This window comes from Collinsella sp. AM43-1, assembly GCF_003467925.1.
In the GTDB taxonomy this organism is placed as follows: Bacteria; Actinomycetota; Coriobacteriia; order Coriobacteriales; family Coriobacteriaceae; genus Collinsella.
Genome location: NZ_QSFR01000007.1, coordinates 54,056 through 78,896 on the forward strand (window position 1 = coordinate 54,056; position 24,841 = coordinate 78,896).

22 protein-coding genes and 1 pseudogene are annotated in these 24,841 nt (G+C 61.0%); 18 read left to right on the forward strand and 5 right to left on the reverse strand.

What is annotated here, in order from left to right:
* The first annotated feature begins 1 nt into the window (after nucleotide 1).
* Both DW925_RS04570 and DW925_RS04575 read left to right on the forward strand, forming a co-directional pair.
* Nucleotides 2–571: a hypothetical protein gene (locus tag DW925_RS04570; RefSeq protein WP_117582958.1), complete on the forward strand. Its 570-nt coding sequence runs from the start codon at nucleotides 2–4 to the stop codon at nucleotides 569–571.
* Between the two features lie 2 nt (nucleotides 572–573).
* Nucleotides 574–1,272, forward strand: a complete 699-nt coding sequence (locus DW925_RS04575; RefSeq protein WP_117582959.1) for a hypothetical protein — start codon at nucleotides 574–576, stop codon at nucleotides 1,270–1,272.
* Between the two features lie 583 nt (nucleotides 1,273–1,855).
* Here DW925_RS04575 and DW925_RS04580 read toward each other — a convergent pair.
* A complete protein-coding gene (locus DW925_RS04580) occupies nucleotides 1,856–4,156 on the reverse strand; it encodes an LTA synthase family protein (RefSeq protein WP_117629825.1) in 2,301 nt (766 codons plus the stop codon).
* A 213-nt stretch (nucleotides 4,157–4,369) separates the two neighbouring features.
* Here DW925_RS04580 and DW925_RS04585 point away from each other — a divergent pair, with 213 nt between their 5' ends.
* The 4 genes from DW925_RS04585 (at nucleotide 4,370) to DW925_RS04600 (ending at nucleotide 9,909) form a co-directional block, all read left to right on the forward strand.
* Nucleotides 4,370–5,242, forward strand: coding sequence for a nitroreductase family protein (locus tag DW925_RS04585; RefSeq protein ID WP_117629824.1), 873 nt, complete (start codon nucleotides 4,370–4,372; stop codon nucleotides 5,240–5,242).
* Nucleotides 5,243–5,401: 159 nt separating this feature from the next.
* Complete coding sequence (locus DW925_RS04590) at nucleotides 5,402–7,429, forward strand: KUP/HAK/KT family potassium transporter (RefSeq protein WP_117790483.1); 2,028 nt, start codon at nucleotides 5,402–5,404, stop codon at nucleotides 7,427–7,429.
* Between the two features lie 136 nt (nucleotides 7,430–7,565).
* The gene (locus DW925_RS04595; RefSeq protein WP_117790484.1) at nucleotides 7,566–9,191 is read left to right on the forward strand and encodes an ATP-binding protein; all 1,626 of its coding nucleotides are present in this window, start codon (nucleotides 7,566–7,568) and stop codon (nucleotides 9,189–9,191) included.
* Between the two features lie 4 nt (nucleotides 9,192–9,195).
* The gene (locus tag DW925_RS04600; protein ID WP_197032188.1) at nucleotides 9,196–9,909 is read left to right on the forward strand and encodes a response regulator; all 714 of its coding nucleotides are present in this window, start codon (nucleotides 9,196–9,198) and stop codon (nucleotides 9,907–9,909) included.
* Between the two features lie 95 nt (nucleotides 9,910–10,004).
* Here the strand turns inward: DW925_RS04600 and rlmKL are convergent, their stop codons facing one another.
* Nucleotides 10,005–12,572: a bifunctional 23S rRNA (guanine(2069)-N(7))-methyltransferase RlmK/23S rRNA (guanine(2445)-N(2))-methyltransferase RlmL gene (rlmKL, locus tag DW925_RS04605; protein ID WP_117790485.1), complete on the reverse strand. Its 2,568-nt coding sequence runs from the start codon at nucleotides 12,570–12,572 to the stop codon at nucleotides 10,005–10,007.
* 251 nt (nucleotides 12,573–12,823) lie between these two features.
* Here rlmKL and DW925_RS10105 point away from each other — a divergent pair, with 251 nt between their 5' ends.
* The gene (locus tag DW925_RS10105; RefSeq protein ID WP_158549343.1) at nucleotides 12,824–12,973 is read left to right on the forward strand and encodes a hypothetical protein; all 150 of its coding nucleotides are present in this window, start codon (nucleotides 12,824–12,826) and stop codon (nucleotides 12,971–12,973) included.
* Nucleotides 12,974–13,025: 52 nt separating this feature from the next.
* On the opposite strand, the gene DW925_RS04610 is transcribed toward DW925_RS10105, so the two are convergent.
* Nucleotides 13,026–13,853: an HAD hydrolase family protein gene (locus DW925_RS04610; protein WP_158564536.1), complete on the reverse strand. Its 828-nt coding sequence runs from the start codon at nucleotides 13,851–13,853 to the stop codon at nucleotides 13,026–13,028.
* A 49-nt stretch (nucleotides 13,854–13,902) separates the two neighbouring features.
* A complete protein-coding gene (locus tag DW925_RS04615; protein WP_117635579.1) occupies nucleotides 13,903–14,766 on the reverse strand; it encodes a MurR/RpiR family transcriptional regulator in 864 nt (287 codons plus the stop codon).
* Nucleotides 14,767–15,093: 327 nt separating this feature from the next.
* Between DW925_RS04615 and DW925_RS04620 the strand changes: the two genes are divergently transcribed.
* From DW925_RS04620 to DW925_RS04660, 9 genes and pseudogenes are all read left to right on the forward strand, one after another.
* Nucleotides 15,094–16,269 (forward strand): MFS transporter, encoded by a 1,176-nt coding sequence (locus DW925_RS04620; RefSeq protein ID WP_158565742.1) that lies wholly within the window; start codon nucleotides 15,094–15,096, stop codon nucleotides 16,267–16,269.
* Between the two features lie 114 nt (nucleotides 16,270–16,383).
* Nucleotides 16,384–17,238, forward strand: a complete 855-nt coding sequence (locus DW925_RS04625) for a class II fructose-bisphosphate aldolase (protein ID WP_117635577.1) — start codon at nucleotides 16,384–16,386, stop codon at nucleotides 17,236–17,238.
* A 10-nt stretch (nucleotides 17,239–17,248) separates the two neighbouring features.
* Nucleotides 17,249–17,677, forward strand: a complete 429-nt coding sequence (locus DW925_RS04630) for a PTS sugar transporter subunit IIA (protein WP_117635576.1) — start codon at nucleotides 17,249–17,251, stop codon at nucleotides 17,675–17,677.
* Nucleotides 17,678–17,706: 29 nt separating this feature from the next.
* The gene (locus DW925_RS04635; protein WP_117635575.1) at nucleotides 17,707–18,210 is read left to right on the forward strand and encodes a PTS sugar transporter subunit IIB; all 504 of its coding nucleotides are present in this window, start codon (nucleotides 17,707–17,709) and stop codon (nucleotides 18,208–18,210) included.
* Nucleotides 18,211–18,274: 64 nt separating this feature from the next.
* Nucleotides 18,275–19,069, forward strand: coding sequence for a PTS sugar transporter subunit IIC (locus DW925_RS04640; RefSeq protein ID WP_199408662.1), 795 nt, complete (start codon nucleotides 18,275–18,277; stop codon nucleotides 19,067–19,069).
* Complete coding sequence (locus DW925_RS04645; protein ID WP_117635573.1) at nucleotides 19,066–19,902, forward strand: PTS system mannose/fructose/sorbose family transporter subunit IID; 837 nt, start codon at nucleotides 19,066–19,068, stop codon at nucleotides 19,900–19,902. The genes DW925_RS04640 and DW925_RS04645 overlap by 4 nt, the downstream gene beginning before the upstream one ends.
* A 97-nt stretch (nucleotides 19,903–19,999) precedes the next feature.
* A complete protein-coding gene (locus tag DW925_RS04650; RefSeq protein WP_117635572.1) occupies nucleotides 20,000–20,944 on the forward strand; it encodes an aldo/keto reductase in 945 nt (314 codons plus the stop codon).
* Between the two features lie 71 nt (nucleotides 20,945–21,015).
* On the forward strand, nucleotides 21,016–22,026 hold the full coding sequence (locus DW925_RS04655) for an alpha/beta hydrolase (RefSeq protein ID WP_158565743.1): 1,011 nt from the start codon (nucleotides 21,016–21,018) through the stop codon (nucleotides 22,024–22,026).
* 191 nt (nucleotides 22,027–22,217) lie between these two features.
* Nucleotides 22,218–22,469, forward strand: a pseudogene (locus tag DW925_RS04660) (HAD family hydrolase); the annotation flags it as partial.
* Between the two features lie 45 nt (nucleotides 22,470–22,514).
* Here DW925_RS04660 and DW925_RS04665 read toward each other — a convergent pair.
* Nucleotides 22,515–23,306, reverse strand: a complete 792-nt coding sequence (locus tag DW925_RS04665; protein WP_128620070.1) for a DeoR/GlpR family DNA-binding transcription regulator — start codon at nucleotides 23,304–23,306, stop codon at nucleotides 22,515–22,517.
* A 348-nt stretch (nucleotides 23,307–23,654) separates the two neighbouring features.
* Between DW925_RS04665 and DW925_RS04670 the strand changes: the two genes are divergently transcribed.
* Both DW925_RS04670 and DW925_RS04675 read left to right on the forward strand, forming a co-directional pair.
* Entirely contained in the window at nucleotides 23,655–24,365 is a 711-nt protein-coding gene (locus tag DW925_RS04670; protein WP_117564350.1) for a transaldolase, read from the forward strand.
* Nucleotides 24,366–24,374: 9 nt separating this feature from the next.
* Complete coding sequence (locus DW925_RS04675; protein ID WP_117582968.1) at nucleotides 24,375–24,821, forward strand: PTS sugar transporter subunit IIA; 447 nt, start codon at nucleotides 24,375–24,377, stop codon at nucleotides 24,819–24,821.
* The last annotated feature ends 20 nt before the right edge of the window (nucleotides 24,822–24,841 follow it).

A 24,841-nucleotide genomic window follows, 5' to 3' on the forward strand; every position in this document is an offset into this window, starting at 1 on the left:
CATGTCCAAGCGCAAGCGCATCATCGCCTTGCTGGTGGGGGTTATCCTCCTGGCCGGTACGGCAGGCACGTTGGCCTGGCTTTCGGTTACGGGCGTGCTGGTCAACCAGTTCGGCATCGGATCGGTGACGCCATCGGTTCAGGAAACGCTCAACGGCAAAGTGAAAAGCGATGTCAAGGCGAAGAACACGGGTACTGCGCCCGCCTATATTCGTGCTGCAGTGGATATCTACTGGCAGGACCAGGATGGCGCACGCCTGTGGGATGAGCCAGTTGCCGGCACCGACTACGTCATTGACTGGGGCAGTGTGTCCAAGGCATCTGCTTCCAACACCGCCTCGTCTTGGGTTGTCGCGTCCGACGGGTACTACTACTGGACGTCTCCCGTTGCTCCGATGGGCAAAACCGATGTGCTCATCAAGAGCGTGACTGAGCAGAAGGCAGATGGGAAGAACCTGGTCGTTGACATTTCGACCCAAGCAATTCAATCCACGCCCGACGATGCAGTTGCAGAGGCATGGGGCTGTACAGTCAAGGATGGCGTGCTGGTGCCGCCGCATGGAGGTGCGTAGGTATGGCTTCTCCGATTCGTAAAGACGTTGTGTGTTCCTTGCGCTGCGTGATGGCGGCAATCGTCTGCCTTATCGCGCTTGCCGTTCCTGCACGTGCGTTTGCTGACGTTCCCACGATTGCCTATGACGGAAATGCACGCCAGCTAACGGTATCGGGAGCGACGGACTCCTCGGGGGAGCCCGATCTGTTTCCAGCCTTTAAAGATCTAATGCCCGGCGATGTACGCGAGCAACAGATTGGGGTTCGTACCACGGGTGTAAAGTCCCAGGTACGTGTGTTTGTGCGGGCTGTTGTCGATCACGAGACGGCACATCTGCTATCGCCCATCACCTTAACGGCGACTGTGGGCGATGCCTCTGCAGGTTGGCTCCAGACAGGAACACCGGGCAGCGTGTTCGCCTATCCCACGCAAATCGCCACGTTTACGAGCGATGACAGCACGGTGCTTAATCTGCAGCTAAGCGTTCCGACGTCGGTGGGCAACGAGCTTGCCGACGCAAACAAGACCATTCGCTGGGAGATTACCGCCGAGGACGATGGCGAGAAGATTCCCGTGCAGTCTGCTGACAGCAAGAAGCCCGGCTTGCTTGGTCTGGCGGCAACGGGCGACAACACGCTCACGTTGCTTTTAGTTTTGCTAACTCTTGCCAGCATCGCTTTTATAGCCGCGCTACTTTTGTCCCGGAGGGATAAGTACTAGGTCCATCTTCTAAACGCAACGCCCTCCCGGGCGGCTGGCACGAAGTTCCCTGCTCTACAGTCCTGCGCAAGACGAAGGCCACATTAAGTGGCCTTCTTTGCGTGCGGAACTCGCGATGAACTTCGAGCCCGCCGCTCGGGAGGGTGTCTCTTTATTGATAGAAGGCCTAATAAGCTGATGATTTTATGCCTGGATGTATTCGGAGTGGGACGGGCTTTCCGGATGGGCGGTGTTTCGGAAAGTGTGTCCCAGAATCGGCGCTCAGAGTGGTCCCCACTTTCCGGTTGATGTCTTGTCCGGAAACTATGTCCCGGAATTAAGGCTTGGAATGGGATGCACTTTCCGGTTGAGAGCCTTAGCGGAAAGTGCGACCCGGAATTTACTCTTGAAGTGGGATGCGCTTTCCCAACAGGCCCTCAAGCGGAAACTGCGTCCCATTCCGAAGGCAGATTCCGGGACACACTTTCCGAATACAAAGAAGGCCACTTAATGTGGCCTTCGTCTTGCGCAGGACTGTCCGAGCAGGGAACCTTATATGCCTCCGCCCGGACAGACGTTTCAGTTATGAACTCGCAGCTAGCCGCTATTTGATCTTGGTCGTACCCGGTGCCAAGTTAGGGTCGGTTTCGTTGGCCTCGGTCTGGAAGTGCTCGGTGTAGACGTTCTTGCCGTCGCGGAACATTTCGTAATACTGCATCTTGGCGTAATCCTCGCGCGCCTTGGTGGCAGCAGCGGCGACGGCGTCATCACCGGTGACGTTGGAGGAGAGCGCCCAGCGCAGGCTGGCGTCCTCGTAGCCGACGGAGTTGATGGCGGGCAGCGACTCGCGCAATGTCATATGCGCCTTCTGGTAGTCGGTCAGCGGTGCGCCGATCAGCTGCATCAGCTGGGTGGACAGATAGTTGGTGGACAGGTCGTCGACCTCACTCGTCTGGTCGCAACCGGCAACGTCGTAGTTAGCCCAGATGATGTAGTCGGTCTGCCACAAGCGTTCCTGGTGGGTGGCGTCGTCCTCGCCGGTAAACCACTTATCGTTGAACTTGGACGGGAAGAACGGCTGATGGTCGCCCCAGAACACCACGACCACCTTACGGTCGAGCTTGCTCAGGGCGTTGAGGAAGTAGCGCAGCGCCTGATCGGACTGCTCGATGCACGAGACATACTCGTCGACATCGGACAGCGTGCCATCCTCGACGGTCTTGGCATCCAGGTCGGTCGTGTCGATGTTCAGGTGCATCTGCTTGTCGACCGGCAGCAGGCCCGTGTCGTAGCCCGAGTGGTTCTGCATGGTCACGTCGAAGATGAACTGCGGGTCGGCGTTCTGGTCGAGCAGCTCAAGAATCTTGTCGTATGTCGCCTGGTCGGTCACCATGCCGCGCAGGGTGTCGGCACCCTGGAAGTCGTTGATGGACAGGAACTGGTCAAAGCCAAAGTCCTTGTAGACGTTCTCGCGGTTCCAGTTGGTCGCGTGGTTGGGGTGCATGGCCGTGGTGGAATATCCGAGCGACTTGAACTGCTCTGCCAGGTTCCCGGTCGTTTCCATGTTGTAGATGGTGTAGGGGTACACGCCCGAGCCCAGGTTGGCCATGGAGTTGCCGGTCATAAACTCAAACTCGGTATTGGCGGTACCGCCGCCGTAGGCGCTCACGTAGAGCTTGCCACGGCTGAGGCAGTTGGACAGGCTCTTAAAGTACTGCGGGCCCTCGTAGCCGGCGCGCATGTTCTGGTAGATTGACAGATCCGAGAAGGTCTCGTTCATGATGGCGATGACCGTGGGCTTCTCGCTGTCGAACTGCTCCTTTGCGGCGGCGCGCTCGTCGCTCTTGGCCGCGTCGGACTTGTCGTAGGCCTTGGCGTACTTTTTGAGCGTGGCCTTGGCATCGTCGACGGAGTAGTCGGCGGGTTTGGGCGGCTTGATGGACTGCGCTGCGCTAATGAAAGCGGGCAGGTAGCCCTCGCGCCAGTAGCTCTCGAGCGGGCGCCAGGTGTAGACGGTGATGCCGAGGGTGTTGTAGTAGTCGATGAGCGTGACATGCGCGGTTACGCCGCCCAGGCACAGCACTGCCACGAGCAGGTTGGTGAGCAGCATGCGCTTGGCGTTGGCGGCACCCTTCTGACGGTGCGGTGCCACCAGGCCGGCGTACTCGCACAGCAGCATGGCGATGGCGGTAAAGCCCATGGACAGCACGCAGAACAGCGAGATCGAGAAGGTGTAGCCGTTGCCGGCGACCGCGGCGGCGGTGGAGATGGCCGAAAGGTCGCCCGGCTGGATGGGCATGGATTTAAACGTGATGACGAAAAACTCGGCAATGCCCAGGACAAAGAGGGCGAAGGCCAGGACCGCGGGAGCTGCGCCGTGGCGCTGGAATAGGAAGAACAAGCCGACCATGAGCACGGTGATAATGGCCCATTCGAGCAGAATGCACAGGGGGTAGATCCAGGTAAAGTCGTGGTTGGACGAGACCTCCATGCCCAGCAGCGCAAAGACGCCGGCGAGCAGTAGGCACAAGACGGCGGCGACGAGCGGTTTGCCCACAAAGGCGCCGCGCAGGCGGGCGAGCTTGCCGGTGAGGGCGGGGGCATCGGGCGCGGCAAACGCAAAGACGCGCGGGGCGATACGGTCGCGGGCGATGCTGGCCCAAGCGCAGCCGGTGAGGATGGCGTTGGTCAGGATGAGCATCACAAAGGCGAGCGGCTCGTTTTGGGCGACGAGGCCAATGGCGCCCCAGACGGTCAAAAAGAGCTGGAACAGGCCGAAGGCGACGCTCCATCCAAGAGCGCTTTTGGCAACGGTGCCCGACTGAGCGCGAATGGCCTTGGCCTCGCGCAAGACAAGGTAGACGGTCGCCGCAAGACCGACGAGCGAGATGGCGGCAGCGAACATGCTGAGACTCCTCACAAACTAAAACCTACGAAAGCGGGGGTTTACCCGATTGTTACCAAGATATGCGCTGCATTTGGTGACTGCGCACAACAACCAGCCATAATAACGCGCGTGCGTGGCGGTGTTGCGCAATGTAGCGGCGACCTGCGCGATAATGGACGGGAATTACACGGAAACGTAAAGGCTTCTTAAAGAAATGGCGAGGGTAGGGCGATGAGCGAGCAGGTTTGCAAGGCGGACATGGGCAGCGACGGAGCTGCGGTCGTGGATACATACGGCTATCCGGTCGAGACTACGGGCAACGCGGTGCTGGACATCTTGGAGCATCGCTCGTCTACGCGTGCCTTCGCGCGTGATGACGATGACCGTCCCGTGGCGGTGACCGACGAACAGCGGGCGGCGATTCTGCATGCGGCGAGCCGTGCGCCGTCGGCAGGCGCCATGATGATGTATTCCATCGTGAGCATTCGTGAGCAGGCCACATTGGACCGCCTGGCCGACCTGTGCGATCATCAGCCCATGATCGCCAAGGCGCCCTGGGCACTCATATTTGTAGTCGACTATGCCAAGTGGATCGATCTGTTTGAGCATGTGGGTTGCTTTGAGCCCGAGTTTGTCGAGCGCACGGGCAAGTCGCCCCGTCGTGCGCCGGGCCTGGGCGACTTTGCCATCGCGGCACAGGATGCCATGATCGCCGCTCAAAACGCCGTGGTTGCCGCCGAGGCCCTGGGGCTGGGGAGCTGCTATATCGGCGATGTCGTCGAGAACGCCGAGGAAGTCGCCGCGCTGCTGGACTTGCCTCCCTATACCATGCCGCTGTCGATGCTCATCATCGGCACGCCCCGCAAGGAGCGCCCGGCGATCGCGCATCCCGTGGTGAACCTGGTGCATGAGGAGCGTTATTGTCGCGCCGACGCCGCGACCTTGGATGCGCAGGTGGCCGAGATGGACGCGATGTTTCGCCCGCACGCCCGCGAGGTGGGCGAGCGCGTCGTCGATATCTACACCCGTAAGCACACGAGTCCCTTTATGGCCGAGATGAGCCGCTCCATGGAGTGGTGGTTCAAGAACTGGCTCGGAAAATGACGAATGTGACAAAGGGACTGTCCCTTTGTCACATTCCATATCGCCGCGGTGGCCTAAAGGCCGCATAAATGTTTATTTAGCTGGGAAAACAGTACCATTCAAACATGGGCTGATTACCTATAATCCCGTCGAACGTTAAAATTGGGAGGAAACTGGCTTATGGAACAAAAGGCAAAGGAAGTAGCCTCGCACGCTGCGATTCCTGTGAGCATCTCGGCGATGCTCGTCACGCTGGGCGTGGTGTACGGCGATATCGGCACCAGCCCCATGTATGTAACCAAGGCGCTCGTTGCCGGCAACGGCGGCATCGGAAGCGTCACGCAGGAGTTCGTGCTCGGCGCGCTCTCCCTTGTCGTGTGGACGGTCACGCTGCTGACGACCGTCAAGTACGTGCTGATCTCGCTGCGCGCCGACAACCACGGCGAGGGCGGCATCTTTGCCCTGTACAGCCTGGTCAAGCGCTGCGGCAAGTGGCTTATCATCCCCGCCATGCTGGGCGGCGCGGCACTGCTCGCCGACGGTATCCTGACGCCGGCCGTTACCGTGACCACGGCCATCGAGGGCCTGCGCACCATTCCGGCGGTCCACGCCGTGCTCGGTGACGACCAGGGCCGCGTTGTCGCCATCACGCTCGCCATCATCATCGCGCTCTTCTTGGTGCAGCGCATCGGCACGGCCAAGATTGGCCACGCCTTTGGCCCCATCATGACGCTGTGGTTTTTGTTCCTGGGCGGTACGGGTCTGTTCTTTGTCTTCCAGTATCCCGCGGTGCTTTTGTGCCTCAACCCGCTGCGTGGCATCGGCTTTTTGCTGAGCCCCAACAACCATGCGGGCATCATGATCTTGGGCAGCTGCTTCCTGGCCACCACCGGTGCCGAGGCGCTCTATTCCGACATGGGCCATGTGGGCCGCGGCAACATCTACGCCACCTGGCCGTTTGTTAAGTGCTGCCTGCTGCTGTCCTACATGGGCCAGGGCGCGTGGCTTATCAACAACGCCGGCAACCCGGAGCTCATGGGCATCGCCGACCTCAACCCCTTCTACCAGATGCTCACCCCGGGCCTGCGTCCCTTTGCCGTCGGCCTTTCCACCGTCGCGGCCATCATCGCTTCGCAGGCGCTCATCACCGGCGCATTCTCGCTGGTGTCCGAGGCCAGCCGCCTGGACCTCATGCCGCATATGCAGGTCTTCTATCCTGCCGAGACCAAGGGCCAGCTCTACATCCCCATGGTCAACAACGTCATGCTCGTGGGCTGCGTCGTCGTGGTGCTGCTGTTCCAGAACTCGGCGCACATGGAGGCCGCGTACGGCCTGGCCATTACCCTGACCATGATGTGCACGACAATGCTGCTCTTCTTCTATCTGCACGTGGAGCGCAATCTCAAGGTCGCGCCGTGGATCTTTGCCGCCTTCTTCCTTATGCTCGAGGGCTTCTTCTTTGTGAGCTCGCTCACCAAGTTCTTCCACGGCGGCTACTTCACCATCCTTATGGCTGCACTCATCATGGGCATTATGGTGTGCTGGTACAACGGCACGGCGGTCGAGCAACGTCAGTTTACGCTGCTGCCGCTGCGCAGCTATCTGCCGCAGCTCAAACGCCTGCGCGACGACGACCGCTACGAGCTCATGAGCGACAACATCGTGTACCTGACCAAGGACACCAACACCGACTATATCGACCGCGATATCGTCTACTCGATTTTGGACAAGCACCCCAAGCGCGCTCGTGCCTGGTGGTTCGTGAATGTCGAGACCATGGACGAGCCGCATACCTTTGCCTACTCGGTCGAGACGTTCGGCACCGACTACGTATTCCGCGTGCATCTGTACCTGGGCTATAAGATCAACCAGCGCGTCAATGCCTATCTGCGTCAGGTTGTTCAGGACCTGGCTGCCAGCGGCGAGCTGCCGGCGCAGACGCACGATTACTCGGTCTACAAGGATCCGGGCAACATCGGTACGTTTAAGTTCGTCATGATCCGCAAGCTGCTGGCGCCCGAAAGCGACGTGGAGCCCAGCGAGCGTACGGCCATCACGCTCAAGTACATCATCCGCCGTGCCGCCGGCACGCCTGCGCGCTGGTACGGCCTGGAGAACTCCAACGTGAGCTTTGAGTACGTGCCGCTGTTCACCAAGTTTAAGGCCGTGAGCAAGATGCAGCGTCTGGCTCCCGACGAGCGCCCGTAGTCGACGTCTGCTGTTTGTCTAACGACCGCAGGCTGCAAAGGCTATACACTTGGAACCACCACAAGGAGGCAACCACCGCAAAGGTGCCAGTCCCCTTTGTGGTGGTTTTTGTTTTTGAGAGAGGGGCGGGGCGCTGATGGATGTCCGTGCGGACGGCGATATTGCCGAGAACTTTTGGTGGCGGCGTACAACGCTGACGCGTCGCAGCCCTCTGTATGACGCCTGCGTATCGGCGGGGCTGCTAGCCGCGGCAACGATTGTGGGCGCGCTGCTCGACCATCCGGGGCTCGCGCCGAGCATCATGATCGTCTATGTGTTCGCCGTGCAGCTGTGCGCTTTCTTTACCTGGAGCCGCCTGTACTGCCTGCTGAGCTCGGCTGCCGCCGTGGCGCTCTACAACTTCTTGTTTGTCGACCCGCGCTACGCGCTGTCGTTTATCGACCGCGTCTATCCCGGCATGTTCTTTATCATGTTTGCGGTCTCGCTCGTATCGAGCTCGATTGCGTTGGCCCTGCGCCGCGCCTTGGCACAGGCTGCCGCCAGCGACCGTCGCACGCAGATGGTGCTCGAGACCAACCGCATGCTGCAGCGGTGTGGCGATCAGCAACAGATTGTGCACGCTATGGCAACGCAGCTGGCGCGTCTTTCGGACTGTCCGGTCGTGTGGTATAGCGCCGATGCCGATAACGATGACCTGCTGCCGCGCACGACGTACACGGCCGTGGGCGATGCCGCGCCGGTACACCAGCTGGCGCCGCAGATGCCGCCGCGGCTCTCGGCGTCCGCCTATGTGGGAACGCCGCTCGATGCCACCTATGGTGCCTCGGCGTTCTACGGCATATACCTGACCGTGCGCTCGGGCGACACCATGGTGCGCGCGGGCGATCCCGCCTCGGTGGTGGGGGTGTTCGCCATTGTCGCCGAGCCCGATGCGCTGACGCCTGAGGAGCGGACGCTTGCCGATGCCATCGTGAGCGAAGGCGAGCTGGCGCTCGATCGCGCCCGCGCCATGGAGGCTCGCGAGGAAGCGGCGGTGCTCGCCAAAAACGAACAGCTGCGTGCCAACTTGCTGCGCTCCATCTCGCACGACCTGCGCACGCCGCTCACCAGTATTTCGGGTAATGCCGACGTGTTGCTCGACCAGGGCTCGACCGGCACGGCCGTGCTCGACGACCAGACACGCCGCGGCATGCTCCTATCCATTCGCTCGGACGCGCAATGGCTCAACGCCACTGTCGAGAATCTGCTCGCCATCACCAAGCTCGAGGGTGGCGGTATGCGCCTGTCGACCACGCTCGAGCTCATGGACGATATCGTCGAGGAGGCGCTGCGCCACGTGAACCCGGCCGTGCGCGAGCACGACCTTAAGGTGGTGGCGTGCGATGAGCCGGCGCTCGTCAACGTCGACGCGCGCCTGATGGTGCAGCTGGTGGTCAATCTGGTGAACAACGCCATCACCTATACGCCTGCGGGCTCGCATATCGTGATCTCGATTGGCGTCCATGATGGATGCGTGGCGTGCTCGGTTGCTGATGATGGCCCGGGCATTGCGCCCGAGGACCGCGAGCGAATCTTTGAGTCGTTCTACACCGCCAACCATGGCCTGGCCGACAGCTGCCGCAGTGTAGGCTTGGGGCTGTCGCTCTGCCGCTCCATTGCGCTGGCACATGGCGGTAGCATAGAGGTTACCGCGGCGGACCCGCACGGTTCGGTCTTTACGATTGAGCTTCCCGCCGCCGACGTTTCGTTTGATAAGGAGTAGCGCTGTGCCGAACTCTGCCGTGAAACCGCTCATCTTGGTCGTTGAGGACGACCCCGCCGTCCGCAACCTTATCGTCGCCGCGCTCGAGGCGCACGGTTTGCGCCATATGGCTGTGGAGACCGCCCACGCCGCCATCGCCGCCGCTTCGTCGCAGGCGCCGAGCATTGTGCTGCTCGATCTGGGCCTGCCCGATATGGACGGCGTCAAGGTGGTGGAGTCGGTGCGCGCGTGGTCGGGCATGCCGATCATCGTGGTTTCGGCGCGCAGCGAGGACGCGGACAAGATCCGAGCGCTCGATGCCGGCGCCGATGACTACCTGACTAAGCCGTTTTCGGTCGAGGAGCTGCTCGCGCGCATTCGCACCACGCTCAGGCGCCTTTCGTATGCGCAGGCGGGCGGTGTTGTCTCCGAGGGCTCGTTCGATACCGGCGAGTTGCATATCGATTTTGATGCCGGCATCGCCACGATGGATGGCGAGGAACTGCATCTGACGCCGATTGAGTACAAGCTCTTGTGCCTGCTGGCACACAACGCCGACAAGGTGCTGACGCACCAGTTTATCCTGCACGAGATTTGGGGCACGGCAACTAAGAGCGACCTGGCGAGCCTGCGTGTCTTTATGGGCACGCTGCGCAAGAAGATCGAGTCCGACCCCGCGCATCCGCGCTATATCCAAACGCACGTGGGCATCGGTTACCGACTGGTCACCCAAGGCTAGATCGCCAACCACCATCCCAATATGAGTTGCGGTGAAATAGTTCCTGTTTGGGCCTTTACCAGGCATTTTTAGGAACTATTCCACCGCAACTTTGTTTATTTGCCCTTGGGCTTGCTGGCGTAGAACTTCTTCTTTTTGGGCTTGCCTGGGCAGGCGGGCTTGTCGTCGCCGTGCGGTCCTCGGACGCCGGCCTGCGCGTGCGCGGGCGATGCTGCGCGAGGCTTGCGGGGTCCGGGGTTGCGCAGTTCCTCGACGCGCTCAGCAATTTCCTCGGCGCTAAAGCCGACCTCGGCCATGGCGTCCTCGATGGGCAGGCGGCGCACGATGTAGCAGTGGTGCACCTTCTGGTTGCGCGCGAAATCCTCGGGGATGGTCTGCTCCGTAATGTCCTCCAGCACCACGCCTGCGCGCGCAAGCTTGCGCGTCTCGGGGCGGAAACCGCGCAGGTTGCAGCTAAAGATGGCATGGCCGCCCTGCGCGAGCAGGCGCGATACGCCGGCCAAAAGCTCAACATGGTCGCGCTGAACATCCCAGGTGCGACGGCCCATCTTGGACGAGTTCGAGAACGTGGGCGGGTCGACAAAGATCAGGTCCCAGCGGTTGCGCGTCTGGCGCTGGTCGCGAATCCAGGCGAGCACGTCGTCGCGCACAAAATGATGCTGAGGCCCCACAAAGCCGTTCTGGCGCATGTTGCGCTCGGCCCAGTCCAGATAGGTGTTGGAGAGGTCGACCGTCACGGTCTCCTCGACGCCGCTGTCTGCCGCATAGCAGGTGGCAGTGCCGGTGTAGGCAAACAGGTTGAGGAAGCGGCGCGCCTGCTTGGCGTGCTCGCGCACTAGGTTGCGGGTGACGCGGTGGTCCAGGAAGATGCCCACATCCAGATAGTCGTCAAAGTTGACGGCAAAGGTAAGGCCGCCCTCCTCGATGAGCGGCAGGCGACGGCGCGCGATGTTGGCGCGCTCGCCCGGGCCGCCCTTGCCGGCGCCCTGCTTGCCGTACTGCGAGCCGCCGCGCGAACGCATGCGGGCCTTGGCATGCACATGCTCGGCTGGGACATCCAGGATGCGCGGCGCGATGGCCAAGATGTCGAGCATACGGGCCTGGGCCAGCGCCGGGTCGATGGTCTTGGGCGCCGCGTATTCGGCGATGACGAGCCAGCGGCCTGGAGTCTGTGGGCAACCCTCGTACAGGTCGATGGCGGCGGAGTAGTCGGGCAGGTCGGCATCGTAGACGCGGTAGCAGCTCACGCCCTCGCGCTTGGCCCACTTGCGGCGCAGGCGAGCGTTCTTGCGCAGGCGGTTGGCGAACTGCTCGGATTCGGGGATGAGCACGGGCAGCGGCTTGCCGTCGCCCAGGTCGAGCGTGGCAGCGGGCTCGGGCATGGCAGAAGCTGCGGCCTCATCGTTGACTTCGTTGGCATCCGCAACCTCGGCCTCGGCATCCGCGCTGGTCGCAGCCTCAAACGCTGCGGCGGCGTGGTCGAGCGAGGGCCAAACCTCAATAGTCGCCTCCTCGTTGTTGGGCATGACGGCAATTGAGTGCGCGGGCTCGGCGTGGAGCGCGCGGGCCAGCAATCCATCGCGGGTGAGCGCGGCGACCGGTGCCGAAGCGAGCTCGGGTGCGCGGCGCAGCTCGCCGACCAGCGTCATGGCGTCATGCATAAGCGACAGCGGTGTCTCGGTCGTATCCGCGACGAGGGCGGCACCGGCGACGGCGCCCGCGTGGTCCAGTACGGTGGCAGATTTGGCGGCGCAAAAATCGACAAAGCGCTTGTAACCGGCGCACTTGACCATGCGCTCGGCGGTCTTGCGGGCGGCGGGGTCAATGTCCACGGCGACGACGCGCGCCTGGCGCTCGCGCGCTGCCGCCTCGCGCTCGCGTGCCTCGGCGAGCAGCTGCTCCCATAGGGCGGCGTCGTGCAGCTGCCAGCCCTCAAAGCCCCAGCGCTCGCGTGCAGCGCCCGGGGCGCGGTCGGTCAGAATGTTCACGGCCTCCAGCAGCAGACCACCGCCGGCGCACGAGGCGTCGATCAGCGTGGGCAGGGCTTCGTTCTCGTAATCGTCGGCCGTTAGCTCGCGCTCGCACATCGCGGTCCAGCCGACCTGCGCCAGCACCAGGGCGGCGTAGTCGGGGCGCAGCACGTGTGTGCCCTCGCCGGCGCGGGTCGCGGCGGGCGGCAGGCGCTTGAACAGCGGGTCGCCCGAAAGGTCCAGGCTGATGCTCGCGCGGCGCTGACGCAGCGAAAGCAGCAGGTGGACGTCGGGATCGGCGGCGTCGACATCGGCGCGACGGCCCGTGGTCTCGGCCAGGCGATCGCACAATGCGTCCTTGGCGCGCAGGGCAGAGAAGCGCGTGTTGCGCAGCTGCTCGGTCACACCACGGGCAGTGATGGCAATGGTGGCGCCGCAGCGGACGATGTTTTCCCAGGCAATGTCGTAAACGGCATCGTACAACGCATCGGCATCCTGCGCCTCAAAGCGCCCAAGCACCACAAACACGCGGCTGGCCAGGCGCGACCACAGACAGGCGCGGTAGCCTTCTTCGAGCTCGCCCTCAAACGTAGCGCGGCCCTTCAGGCGGCGGACATGCGAAAGCCCGAGCCGCTTGAGCTCGTCGGCGAGTGCGGATTCAAAGCCCTCCGGGCAGCTTGCATAAAATTCCATGGGTGACCTCTCTGGTTGCGTCGCTCCATTATATGATGGATGCTTCGTTTGCCATCGCCCTCGAAAGGAACCCATATGATTGATGCGTGCCCCTTGATTCCCATTTTCATTGCAACGGCCTCAGGACTCGGGGCCTCGCACAGGCTCCCGCCGCCTTACAGAACTGAAAGCTGGGCGTAGGGCAAATCTATGGCACGTGACCTGCGATTGCTCGGCCATAGATGGCGTAATCGAGGCTAAGGGAGTGCATCATGCGCAAGGGAAACGAGAGCTGGTTCTGGCACGCGAACGACATGGTGGTGACGGGCGACATGAACCCCGTGGTCCGCGTCCTGTGGGCCGCGCTCATCGTAGGCATCGGCGTCGCGACGATGGCCACGCTCTGGATCGTCACGAGGTAGCGCGCCACGAACGGATGACGAGGCACGCGGCGCATGCCACGCTGGCGGAACCCTAGACTCGCTGCTGGACAATCTGTTCGATGAGCTTCGCGACGGAGTCCTCGGCTGCGTTCCCGATCAGGTGATGGGCCGCGGCCTTCGCCTCTGGCATCGCGCCCGCGACTGCGTAGGAGTTCGGCACCTTTTCGAGGAGCGTCACGTCGTTTTCCGAGTCTCCGATAAAAGCGACCTCGTCCAGCGTGACCCCAAGGCTGCTGAGAAGCGCGTCGAGTCCGTTTACCTTGCTCCAGCCAGCCGGAACAACATCGAGGAAGAATGGGACGGGCGAGGGGAAATCAAGTTCTGGGCAGGCTTCCTTGCATCGACTCCGAACGACTTCCGTCGGGGCGGAGCTGACGTTGACGAAGATGCCGGCGGTTATGACGTCACGGTTCGTGGGCACGTCTCCGAGCGCCATGTCTCTTCCGGAGTCCTTAACGACTTCCAGGGCGAATTCGTCGCCAGGCTCGACGGCGCAGAGGAACTGCTCGCAGCGCTTGCCTGTCTCATCGACATCGGCGACTAGCCAGAGTGACGTCCCCGCGTAGGGGCGTACAGCGCTATCGAGCTTGACGAGGGCCTCCGTCGAGAGCGTCTTTTTGAACACGAGTTCGCCGCTGGAGAAGACCTTCTTTCCGTTGGCCATGATGCCGGTCGAGAAACAGCGCGCGTCGCCGTCAAAGGCATCGGCCAGGTCGGCGTAGTCGCGCCCGCTTGCGGGGCCGAACGCGATGCCCGCATCGAGCGCCGAAAGAATCGCGCTGTGCGTGCGCTCCGATACGACCCTTGAGCCAAACGGCAACAGGGTCCCATCCATGTCTGCGAGGATGAGCTTTATCAAGGGGTCCTCCCGTTTCGGTCTGGGCATCGGTGCGCCGGCGTGCATCGTCCTAGCTGTATTGCTTGTCTCCCATGAGATTCTTCGAGATGATCCTGTTAAACTCTACCGGGTCATCCCAGCAAGAGGTCAGGAAGAGGAACAGCAGCTCGATGACGAAGTTGATCGAGCTGTGCGAGAAGGCGATCTCGGTTCCGGTGATGGCCTGATCTCGCGAGATGGCTCGGATGATATGCGTGGCACGCTTCGCGAGCGGCGTATCCGGGTTGTCTGTGATCATGATGATGGGGGTGTTCGAATCCTCGGCAGAGTCGAATATGTTGACGAGACGCTTCGAGTATCCGGACGTCGAAATGACGAGTAGAACGTCATTCTCCTTGAGGCTGGTTGCGACGGAGACCATGGCTTCGGTGGTACTGGGGCAAAACGCTCTGACTCCAACCTGCGAGAGCTTGAACGCCGCGTTTACGCCCATGTTAATCGAGTTGCCGACGCCCGCGATCAGGACGAGGTTGGCGTTGTGGAGCAGATTGACGACTGCCGAAAAGTCATCGGAGTCAATGAGCGAGGCGGTTTGGGAGAGCTCCTTGACCTTGTGAGACAGGACGTACTTGATGGAGCCCTCGACGTCGTCCAGAGTAATCCTGCCGTCCGTGGCCTTTTCTTCGCCGGATGCCCTGCTGATGGATATGCCGAGCGCCAGACGCATGTCCGAATAGGTTCGGTAGTCAAGCGTCCTTGCGAATCTCGAAACAGACGCCGGTGACGTACCGGTTTCTGCGGCGAGTTCGCGGACGGTCATCGTTGCGACATCCGACGGGTGGTCGAGCACATACGTTGCGATTGCCTTCTCCGAGGGGGATAGGCTGCTCATGACCGCGCAGATGTGGCTGAGCACATCCCCTGTCTTATCCATGGTTACTCCTTGGTCCTAGCTTGCTTTGTATCTTAGGTCAAGAGAGGTGAAAAATAAGCAAAATGTTTCATCAGCGGTGAAATAGCGTTTCACCGCTGATTTCCTACCGTTCACGGTAAATCGGTACTTCCTCGGCGCAATCTCAGCTTGAGCTGCTATCTTATGAGCCGTGAAACAACGGCACGAAAACGATGAAACAACAGAACATTGTTTCAACGCCTCGCAACTCCGTTTCACGCTAGATGGTGAATCACTTCGAAGCCCAGACAGGCACCCGGCGAGCAAGAAGGGAGAAGCACGATGCACAACGCCAAGACAAACGCAAGCATGACTTCGCTGTTCTTCGCGAACGTACTCTACTGGGTCTGCGCGGGCGTGTACTCGCCGTTTCTCTCCGCTCACTACACGAGCCTCGGCCTCAGCGCGGCCCAGACCGGCATTCTCCTCGCGGCGACCCCGGTGTGTGCGCTCGCCATCCAGCCGCTCTGGTCGACGATCGCCGACAAGCTCGGGCGCCGCCGCGCGGTCATCGTGGCCCTCTGCCTTGCGGCGGCGGTACTCGCTCCGCTGTATTACCTGGCGTCGACGTTCGTCCCGGTCCTTCTCGTAACCTTTGCATTCTCGGCGTTTTTCTCGGGGCTCCTGCCCCTGAGCGACTCCCTCGTCATCGAGCTCGCGGATCGCTCTGGCCTGGACTTTTCTCGCATTCGCATGGGTGGCACTATCGGCTATGCCATCGTCGTCCTGATCGTCGGTCGGCTGCTCGACATGGCTCCTCAAATCCAGTTCACGGTGGTCTCCGCCGCGCTGGTGGTCTTCGCGGCTCACATGTGGCGCCTCCCCGAGGCGGGAATTCGCGCCAATGCCGCGGACGATCCCAAGGTCTCCCACGGAAAGGGCCTCCTCTCGCTGTTCACCAGCAATGAGATCGCCTTCGTCTTGGTCTTCGCCTTCATCAGTTCGGCCGCGATTGGCTTCATCGGGGCGTTCTTGGGCCGCTACGCGGTCGAGCTTGGCGAGGGTCAGAACCTCGTGGGCGTCCTGAGTGCGGTCTCCGCTGCGAGCGAGATCCCCATCCTGCTCGTTTCCTCCAAGCTGGTCAGGCGCTTCGGCGAGATGAACCTCCTGATCTTTTCCTGCTTCATGGCGGCGCTCAGGCTCGTGCTTGTGGGCACTGGCATCGTCCCGGTCATGGTCTGCGGCCAGCTGCTGCAGAGCGTGAGTTACATGACCGTCTACTACTCCTGCGTTACCTACATTGCCAACCACACTTACGAGGATTGTCGCGCTCGAGGTCAGAGCGCCTTCGCGATGGTCCAGAGCGGTCTGTCCGTCGTGGTTGCGAACCTGTTTGGCGGTTGGGCGTGCGATGCGCTCGGCACGCACGCGGGTTTCCTGGCCTTCGCCCTCGCTTCAACGATTGCTGCAGTCGCTGCTCTTGTGGCGTACGTGCTATGGCGTCGAAGCGCGGCGCCGCAGCCTGAGGGCCAGGCGGCCGCATAGGCTCCACCGCGCCTCGCAAGCGCCTGCCTGCCTCGCGCTTCGCTTCGTGTTCAACCAGCTGACGAGCTGAGAACTGTCCGATCCAATGATTATTCAGGTGAAAGGAAGACAAAGATGTCACTCATCAAGGTCAACGAGCTTCTTCAACATGCGACCGAGCACCACTATGGCGTGCCCGCGATTAACGTCATCAATACGGAGACCATCCGTTATGCGATCCAGGCCGCCGAGGATGAGCACATGCCCATCATCATCCAGTACTGGCCTGGCTTCGAGGACCACTGCGCCCTCGACATCATCGCCTTCGCCGCCCGCTATTACGCCGAGCGCGCGAGCGTGCCCGTCGCCGTCCACCAGGATCACTCCGCTGGTTACGAGATCGCCGTCAAGGGCGTCAAGGCCGGCTTCCCATCCGTCATGGTCGACGGCTCCTCACTTCCCTATGAGGAGAACTTCCAGCTCACGAAGGACGTCGTCCAGGTCGCCAAGATCTTCGACGTCGACATCGAGGCCGAGCTCGGCCATGTCGGCAACGGCTCTGACGCCAACGACTTCGTGAACAGCGACCACTACACCGACCCGAACCTCGCCGAGGAGTTTGTCGAGGGCACCGGTTGCGGCTCGCTCGCCATCGCCGTCGGCAATGCCCACGGCCCCTATGTCAAGGTCCCGAACCTCGACATGGAGCGCATCAAGGCCTGCAGGGAGGCCGTCAGCGTCCCCCTCGTCATGCACGGATGCTCCGACATCCCCGACGAGCAGCTCCAGGAGGCCGTGAACCTCGGCATGAGTAAGTTCAACATCGCCACGGAGTACTTCCGTTCCATGTACCGCGCCTTCGAGAAGGACATCAACTCCGGTAAGAACGACGGCAACGGCATAGGCCTCCTGATGGACGCCGCCCCCGACATGCGCGCGTTCGTCGTCAGCAAGATCCAGCTTCTGAACCCCAACCACTATTCGCTCTAGGAGAGACTCGATGAAGAAAGTTCTTGTCGCGTCGCACGGCCACCTCGCAAGCGGAATCAGGAGCTCGATCGGAATCCTGACCGGCATGGCGGACATGGTGGAGGCAGTTGACTGCTACGTGGACGACTCCGATTTCACCCCTCGCATCCAGGCCTTTATTGACTCGGTGGGCCCTGAGGACGAGGCCATCATCTTCACCGACATCTACGGTGGTTCCGTCTTCCAGAAGGTCGTCCTTATGGAGCCGGAGAAGCGCGGGATCGTCCACGTCACCGGTATGAACCTCGGCCTCGTGATCGAGACGCTCCTCGGCGCCGAGCCGGTCACGGCAGATTCGATCAAGCAGAGCGTCGAGCTGGCGAGGGCGACGATGCAGGTCGTCGAGCCTCCGAGCAAGGCCGCGGACAACGAGGAGTCCGAGGGAGACTTCTTTGATTAGAGAGTACTAACAAGTAGAGAGAGGAAGCAATGATTGTTCAGGTTCGAGTCGATGACCGTCTGATTCACGGACAGGTCGCCCTGGTGTGGACCAAGGAGCTCAACACCACCAGGATCATCGTCGCCAACAAGCACGCCGTGGAGAGCGACGCCCTTCGCATGACGCTTTCCATGGGTACGCCGGCGGGCCAGAAACTCCTCGTCAAGGACGTTCCGGATGCCTGCCGCATCGCGAACGATCCGCGCGCGGACTCCATGCGCATCTTCGCGCTCACCAACTGCGTGCGTGACGTGCTTGAGCTCGTTAAGGGCGCGCCGGGCAAGATTGAGGGCGTGAACGTTGCCAACGTCGGCCGCTTCGACAAGTCCGATCCGGATAGCAAGGTCGCCCTCAACTCCACGATCATGCTCAACCCGGATGAGCTCGAGGCCGCGAAGGAGCTTTGCGAGCAGGGTATTCCGGTTTTCCATCAGCTTATCCCGTCCAATCCCAAGACTCCTCTCAAGAGTCTGATCGAGGCGGCGGGGAAATAAGGGGATTTGGCCAGGCGGCCAAATGAAATGAAAGAAAGGAAGTCAAATGGTTGGGTTGGCAATAATGGCCTGGTTGACCGTGCTGATTTGCTACGGCGGCAACTGGGTTCTCGGTCAGTGCATGATCGAGCGTCCTCTCGTGGTAGGTCTCGTTGCGGGCCTCCTGATGGGCGACGTCAAGACCGGTGTCATCATCGGTGCCTCTCTCGAGGCGATCTTCATGGGCGCGGTTAACATTGGTGGCGCTATCTCCGCCGAGCCTGTTACCGCGACCGCCCTCGCCGTCGCCTTCACCGTTGGCGCTGGTATCGACCAGGGTGCCGCCATCACACTGGCCGTTCCCGTGGGCGTCGTCACCGCATTTCTCTCGATCTTCATGAACAACGTGTTCCTCGCGTTCTTCGCAGCCACCTTTGACAAGATGGCCGCCGAGGGCAACGAGAAGGGCCTCGCGCTTCAGCACTTCGTTCTCTGGTTCGTTAAGTACGCCGCCTTTGGCCTCATCGCCTTCCTCGGCGTTTACCTTGGCGCCGAGCCCGTTGCCGCCATTGTCAACCAGATTCCGGCCAATGTCATGAGCGGCCTCAACGCCGTGGGTGCCCTCCTGCCCGCCGTTGGTATGGCGCTCCTGCTCCAGATGCTGTGGAGCACCGAGCTCAGCATCTACTTCTTCTTGGGCTTTACGCTCTACCAGTACCTCGGCCTCCCGATGATCGCCATCGCAGTTCTCGGTGTCATCATCGCGGTTGCCTCCGCCCTCCGCGACAAGGAGATCTTCGATCTCACCAAGAAGGGAGTGGCCACCCAGGCCGTTTCCGGCGACTCTGTAACCAGCGACGAGGAGGATTTCTTCGCATGAGCAACCTGACCAAGAATGTGAGCCCTGAAGACAAGAAGATGCTCAACAGCATTTTCCTGCGCTCCTTCTCCGTGTTCGCTTCCTGCGCCGGCGGTTCCGTCAAGGCTGGCGCCGACGGCTGGCTGTACTCCGTCCAGCCCGCGCTTAACCGCTACTACGCCGATGACCCCGAGGCTCGTGCCGACGCCATGAAGCGTCACACGACTTGGTACAACATTACCCAGAACGTCGGCACGTTCGCCATGGGCCTCGTCGCCTCCATGGAGAGGGAGAACTCGCAGCACGAAGACTTCGACACCGAGTCCATCGACGGTATCAAGGTCTCCCTGATGGGCCCGATGTCCGGCATCGGCGACGCAATCTTCTGGGGCGTCCTGCGTGTTATCGCCGCCGGCATCGGCATTAACCTCGCCATGAGCGGCTCGCCCCTCGGCGCGATCATGTTCCTGCTGATCTACAACATCCCGTCGATCCTCTGCCGATACTTCATGACCTACCTCGGCTTCAGCATGGGCACCAACTTCATCTCCGAGATGTACGAGGGTGGTCTCATGAAGCTCATCACCAAGGCGACCTCCACGATCGGCCTGGTGATGATCGGCGCCATGACCGCGGCGAACGTCCAATTCAACACGATCCTGTCCATTCCGGTTCAGGACTCCGACCCCGTCATGATCCAGACCTACCTCGACTCGATCTTCAAGGGCATCGTGCCTCTGGGACTTACGCTCGTCGTCCTCTGGCTCCTGCGCAAGAAGAACGTGAACGTCAACATCATCCTGGTCGGCATCATGGTTCTGGCGCTCGTCCTCGGCCTCGTGGGCATCGTGTAAGGCGGTTTCCGGATCATCCGAAGCCTGTTCAAGGCAATTCCTGGCGGCACGCGATCGAGGACATTCGACGCGTGCTGCCCCATTAGAAGGAGAGAATATGCGCTACACGCACCTCAAGAACTCCGACGTTGACGTCTCCCAGCTCGCCGTGGGCACCTGGGCGATCGGCGGCGACTCCTTTGGTGAGAACGATGACGCCGCCAGCATGTCCGCCATCCGCACCATGCTCGATCACGGCGTCAACCTCATTGACACCGCGCCGTGCTATGGCAACGGCGCGTCCGAGAAGGTCGTCGGCAACGCGCTCAGGGGCGTCGACCGAGAGAGCTACCTGCTCTCGACCAAGGTTGGCCTGATCACCAGCGCCGCCGGCTATGACCGCGACTCTTCGTTCAAGAACATCATGAGGGAGGTCGAGAGCTCGCTGCGCAATCTCCGCACCGACTACATCGACTTCTACTTCGTGCACTGGCCCGACGCCAAGACCCCGTTCTCCGAGACGATGTGCGCCCTCCAGCTCCTCAAGGAGCAAGGCAAGATTCGCCACATCGGCGTCTCCAACTTCACGACCGAGATGATCGAGGAGTGCGAGAAGGTCGCTCAGGTCGACGTCCAGCAGCCGCCCTACTCCATGGTCGACCGCTCCTCCGAGGACCTTATCAAGTGGGGCTACGAGCGTGGCATCGACTCCTTCACCTATGGCTCCCTTGGCGCGGGCATCCTGTCGGGCAAGTTCCGCGAGCTGCCGAAGTTCGAGGAGGGCGATGTTCGTGGCGGCTTCTACGACTACTTCCAGGAGCCCAAGTTCTCGCGCGTCCAGGAGCTGCTCAAGGTCATGGACGAGATCGCCGAGGCTCATGACAAGCCCGTGGCACAGGTCGCCGTGAACTGGAGCACCCAGAAGGAGTACGTGGGCACCGCGCTCGTTGGCGTGCGCACGGACGCCCACGCGATTCAGAACTGCGAGACGTTCGAGTGGGAGCTTTCCGCCGATGAGATGGCCAAGCTTGACGCCAAGCTTGACGAGCTGAAGATCGGCTAGCCATGGGCACCGAGGAGAGGAAGTACCCCACTTCCGAGCTTGAAGTGCTTGAGCGTGGATCTAGGGAGGTCGTGGAGCCCAACGGGCTGAAGCTCCTGCTGAAGCCCGTGCCGGGAGACGAGCGCGAGCGCGTGCTCGATCCGCGCGTCTACGCGCGCGCCCATGCGAAGCTCGCCGCCGGCCCGGCGCCGGCGGGGCCGGTGGACGTGATCGCGTGGCGCTCCGCTCCCAACAAGGAGACCCATGTCGTGAGGGGCTCGAACGTCGCCAAGAAGACCGTCGTCATGAACTTTGGCGACAGGGGCATTCCCCTGCACGTCTTCACGCCCGAGGGCCACGGGTGCGGCTCCGCCGCGCTCGTGTTCATCCACGGCGGCGGCTTCATGGTGGGCAACATTGGCCAGTACGAGAACTGCCTGCGCGACATCGCGGAGCGAACGGGCTGCGTCGCGATCTACCCGGAGTACCGCTTGTCTCCCGAGACGATGTTCCCCGGTGGTGTCGAGGACTGCGTGAAGACGCTCGACTGGCTTGTCGAGCATGCGGATGAGCTGGGTGTCGACGCGACGCGGGTCGCCGTGGCTGGCGACTCCGCGGGCGGAAGCCTGACCAACGCCGTCGTCCTCGACGGGTCCCATGCGGACAGGATCAAGCTCGTGGCCGAGCTGTATCCGCTCGTCGACGGCGGCCCTGTTCCGGAGGAATGGTCCTATGACCTCTATGAGATCGTGAACGACCAGAGGGCCGAGGCTCTGAGCAGGGTGGATCGCATCCGCAACGCCAACGACGACCTGCCAATGATGTATACCAACGGCAATGCGGAGGAGATGCTCGACCCGAGGGTGTCTGCCCTGTTCGCGGAGGACGTGAGTGCGTTCCCCCGCACGGTCATCATCTCTTCCGAGTATGACTACCTGCGCTATCAGGACGAGCTATTCGCGAAGAGGCTGCAGGATGCGGGCGTTGACGTCACCGCGATTCGCTATCGCGGCTGCGACCACGGCTTCTTCGAGATGTACGGCGTGATGCCTCAGGCTGAGGACGTCTGCCGCGTCATCTCCGAGGAGCTTGCGAAGATCTAGGGGCTCGTCGCGGCGGCCTCCTGGACGAGTGGCGGTCCGGCGGGATGCTAGGTGCGTCCCGCCGGACCTTTGCGTTGACGGGCGCGTGCCGCTTGCCGGAGGGCGTGTGTGGGGTTCGCTTCGGCGGTGCCGGATTAACCGGGAGATGCGTTTACCGCCGCTCTTCCAAGTGAGCCCAGCAAACAAATCGCGAGTTGAGCCCCAAGGGCATCGACAAGGGCGTGGGCCTGGCGCGGGCGCTGGCGTATCTGGGTCGCGCTGGCAACGAGCGCACCTTTGGCTTTGGCGATTCGGGCAACGACCTGGGCATGCTCGCCGCCGTCGAGACGGTTGTCGCCATGGGCAACGCCATGCCCGAGGTCAAGGCGATCGCCGACTACGTGACCGACGACGTCGCACACGACGGCACCGTCACAGCGATGCAGCATTTTGGGTTGATTTAATAAATGGCCGGGTCGCCCGCAGTGGGGGCGCCCCGGCCATTTGAGCTATTTTGCAATATAGAGCTTGGGATGACTGCGACTGCTCTCGATCGCCGCCGTCATGATGCCCTCGTTGTCTCCATCAACGATGATGCCGTCGAGGTCATCGATCTGCGCGGACTGATAAAAACTGGTCTTGTTGAACTTTCCCTGGTCAACCATCATGTAGCCCTGGTTTGAGTTGGTAAGGTACATATGCTTGATCATGGCCGAGAAGTCGTGCTCGACGGTAAAACCGTGGTCGGGGTGGAATCCGTCAGCACTGACAAACGCCTTGTCGGCATGTAGTTTGCTCATGCAGTCGAGCGTCAGTGCGCCCGCGAGATAGAGGTGCCCCTTGCGCACGGAGCCGCCCAGCAGCACTACCGAAGCATTGGGGAGATTGAAGCTGGCGTAGTTCGCGATTGCAAGATCGCCGGTGATAATGGTGATCTCACGCTTGTCCATGAGGGCCTTAGCGAAGTAAAAGCCTGTGGTGCCGATATCAATTACCAGAACATCGCCATCATCAACAAGAGTTGCTGCGGTTGCGGCGATGGCCTCCTTGGCCTCGACTTGGACATTGATGCGCTCCTCGGGATACGAGATTGCGTTGGAGCGAGAAAGCGATACCGCTCCGCCGCGTACGCGACGCAGCTTGCCTTCGGATTCCAGCGAGATGAGGTCGTGCCGTGCGGTGACTTCCGAAACCGAAAAACGGCGAACGATGTCGGATACCGAGATATTTGGCTTTTCGGCCAGCCAATTCATGATAAATCGCTGACGCTCGGCCGGTGAAAGGTCTGAAGTAGATGCCATATGCCGCTCCTTTTGAACAAAAGGTAAAAGATGCGCCTTTCGTAATCGAAATATAACGTATCGATATGAAAAGAACAAGGCAAATTCGAATGAATCAAAAGAACGGAATGGCATGTCACAAATGCATGCGTAGCAGATAGTTCGCACGTAAACGGGCTATAAAGAGTCTCATTCTGAAGGTGCCGCCCAAAAGAAGTACGTTCACGCCCGATATTCGACCGTTCACGGAAAGTTGACAATTGAGCTTTCGATAGCTTTTGAAATAGTTTATAAAAGAAAACCGAAAAGCTTTTGAAACAAAGAAGAAGGCTTTCGATAGCAATAGTGTTAGATGAGAAAGGACCGAACATGGCGATCAAGGTGTTTGCCGACGGCGCTAACCTCGAGGGCATGCTTGACATGCATGACAATGGCAACGTTCAGGGCTTCACGACCAATCCTTCCCTTATGAAGGCCGGCGGCGTGACCGACTACCGCGCTTTTGCCAAGACGGTTCTTGAGCACATTACTGATGTGTCGGTCTCTTTTGAGGTATTCGCCGACGACGAGGCGGGTATGGAAGCCGAGGCTCGCGAGATCGCAACCTGGGCAGACAACGTCTACGTTAAGATCCCGGCGCTCAACACCAAGGGTGAGTCCACTGCCGCGCTGGTCAAGCGCCTTTCTGCCGACGGCATCAAGGTGAATGTCACCACTATCTTCACGCCCGAGCAGGTCGACGAGTTTGTCGATGCCGTCTCTGCTGAGACCCCCTCTATTCTGTCCATCTTCGCCGGTCGCATTGCCGATACCGGCGTCGATCCGCTGCCCCTCATGGCGGAGTCCGTAAAGAAGGCTGCCGTTAAGCCTGCTGCCGAGGTTCTCTGGGCGTCTACGCGCGAGGTCCTCAATATCTTCCAGGCGGAGTCCGTTGGATGCCAGATCATTACGGTCCCCAATGCCCTTCTTGCCAAGCGCAAGAATTTCGGGAAAGATTTGCTTGAGTACTCGCTTGATACGGTCAAGGGTTTTGCCCGCGACATTCAGGCGCTTGGTTTTCATATCCTGCCCGAGGAGTAGGGGACGAGCATGCTGACCGATCTTCTTAAGCCCGAGCTTGTTGCCTGCCACGTCGAGGCCTCCGACTGGGAGGAAGCGATCAGGGCATGCGGTAAGTTGCTCGTAGACGCTGGCAAATGCGATCAGAGCTATGTTGACGCCATGATTTCATCGGTTCACAAATTCGGCCCCTATATGGTCTTGGAAGAGGGCATCGCCATGCCCCACGCTCAGGCAGATGGCAATGTGAGCGAAGCGGGAATCTGTATCGTCACGCTTGACCCAGCCGTTGCGTTTGGACACGAGGATTTCGATCCGGTTCACGTGCTCGTGGGTATTTGCGCACCCGACCCCAAGGCTCATCTTGGCTGCTTGGCGGAGCTTTCGCAGATGTTCGAGGACGAGGACTGCGTTGCCAAGCTCAGCGCATGCGATACGCCCGAGCAGGTTTTGGAGACCATGCGTTCATTCTTTTAGGCCTTAATGGCACGGCGATG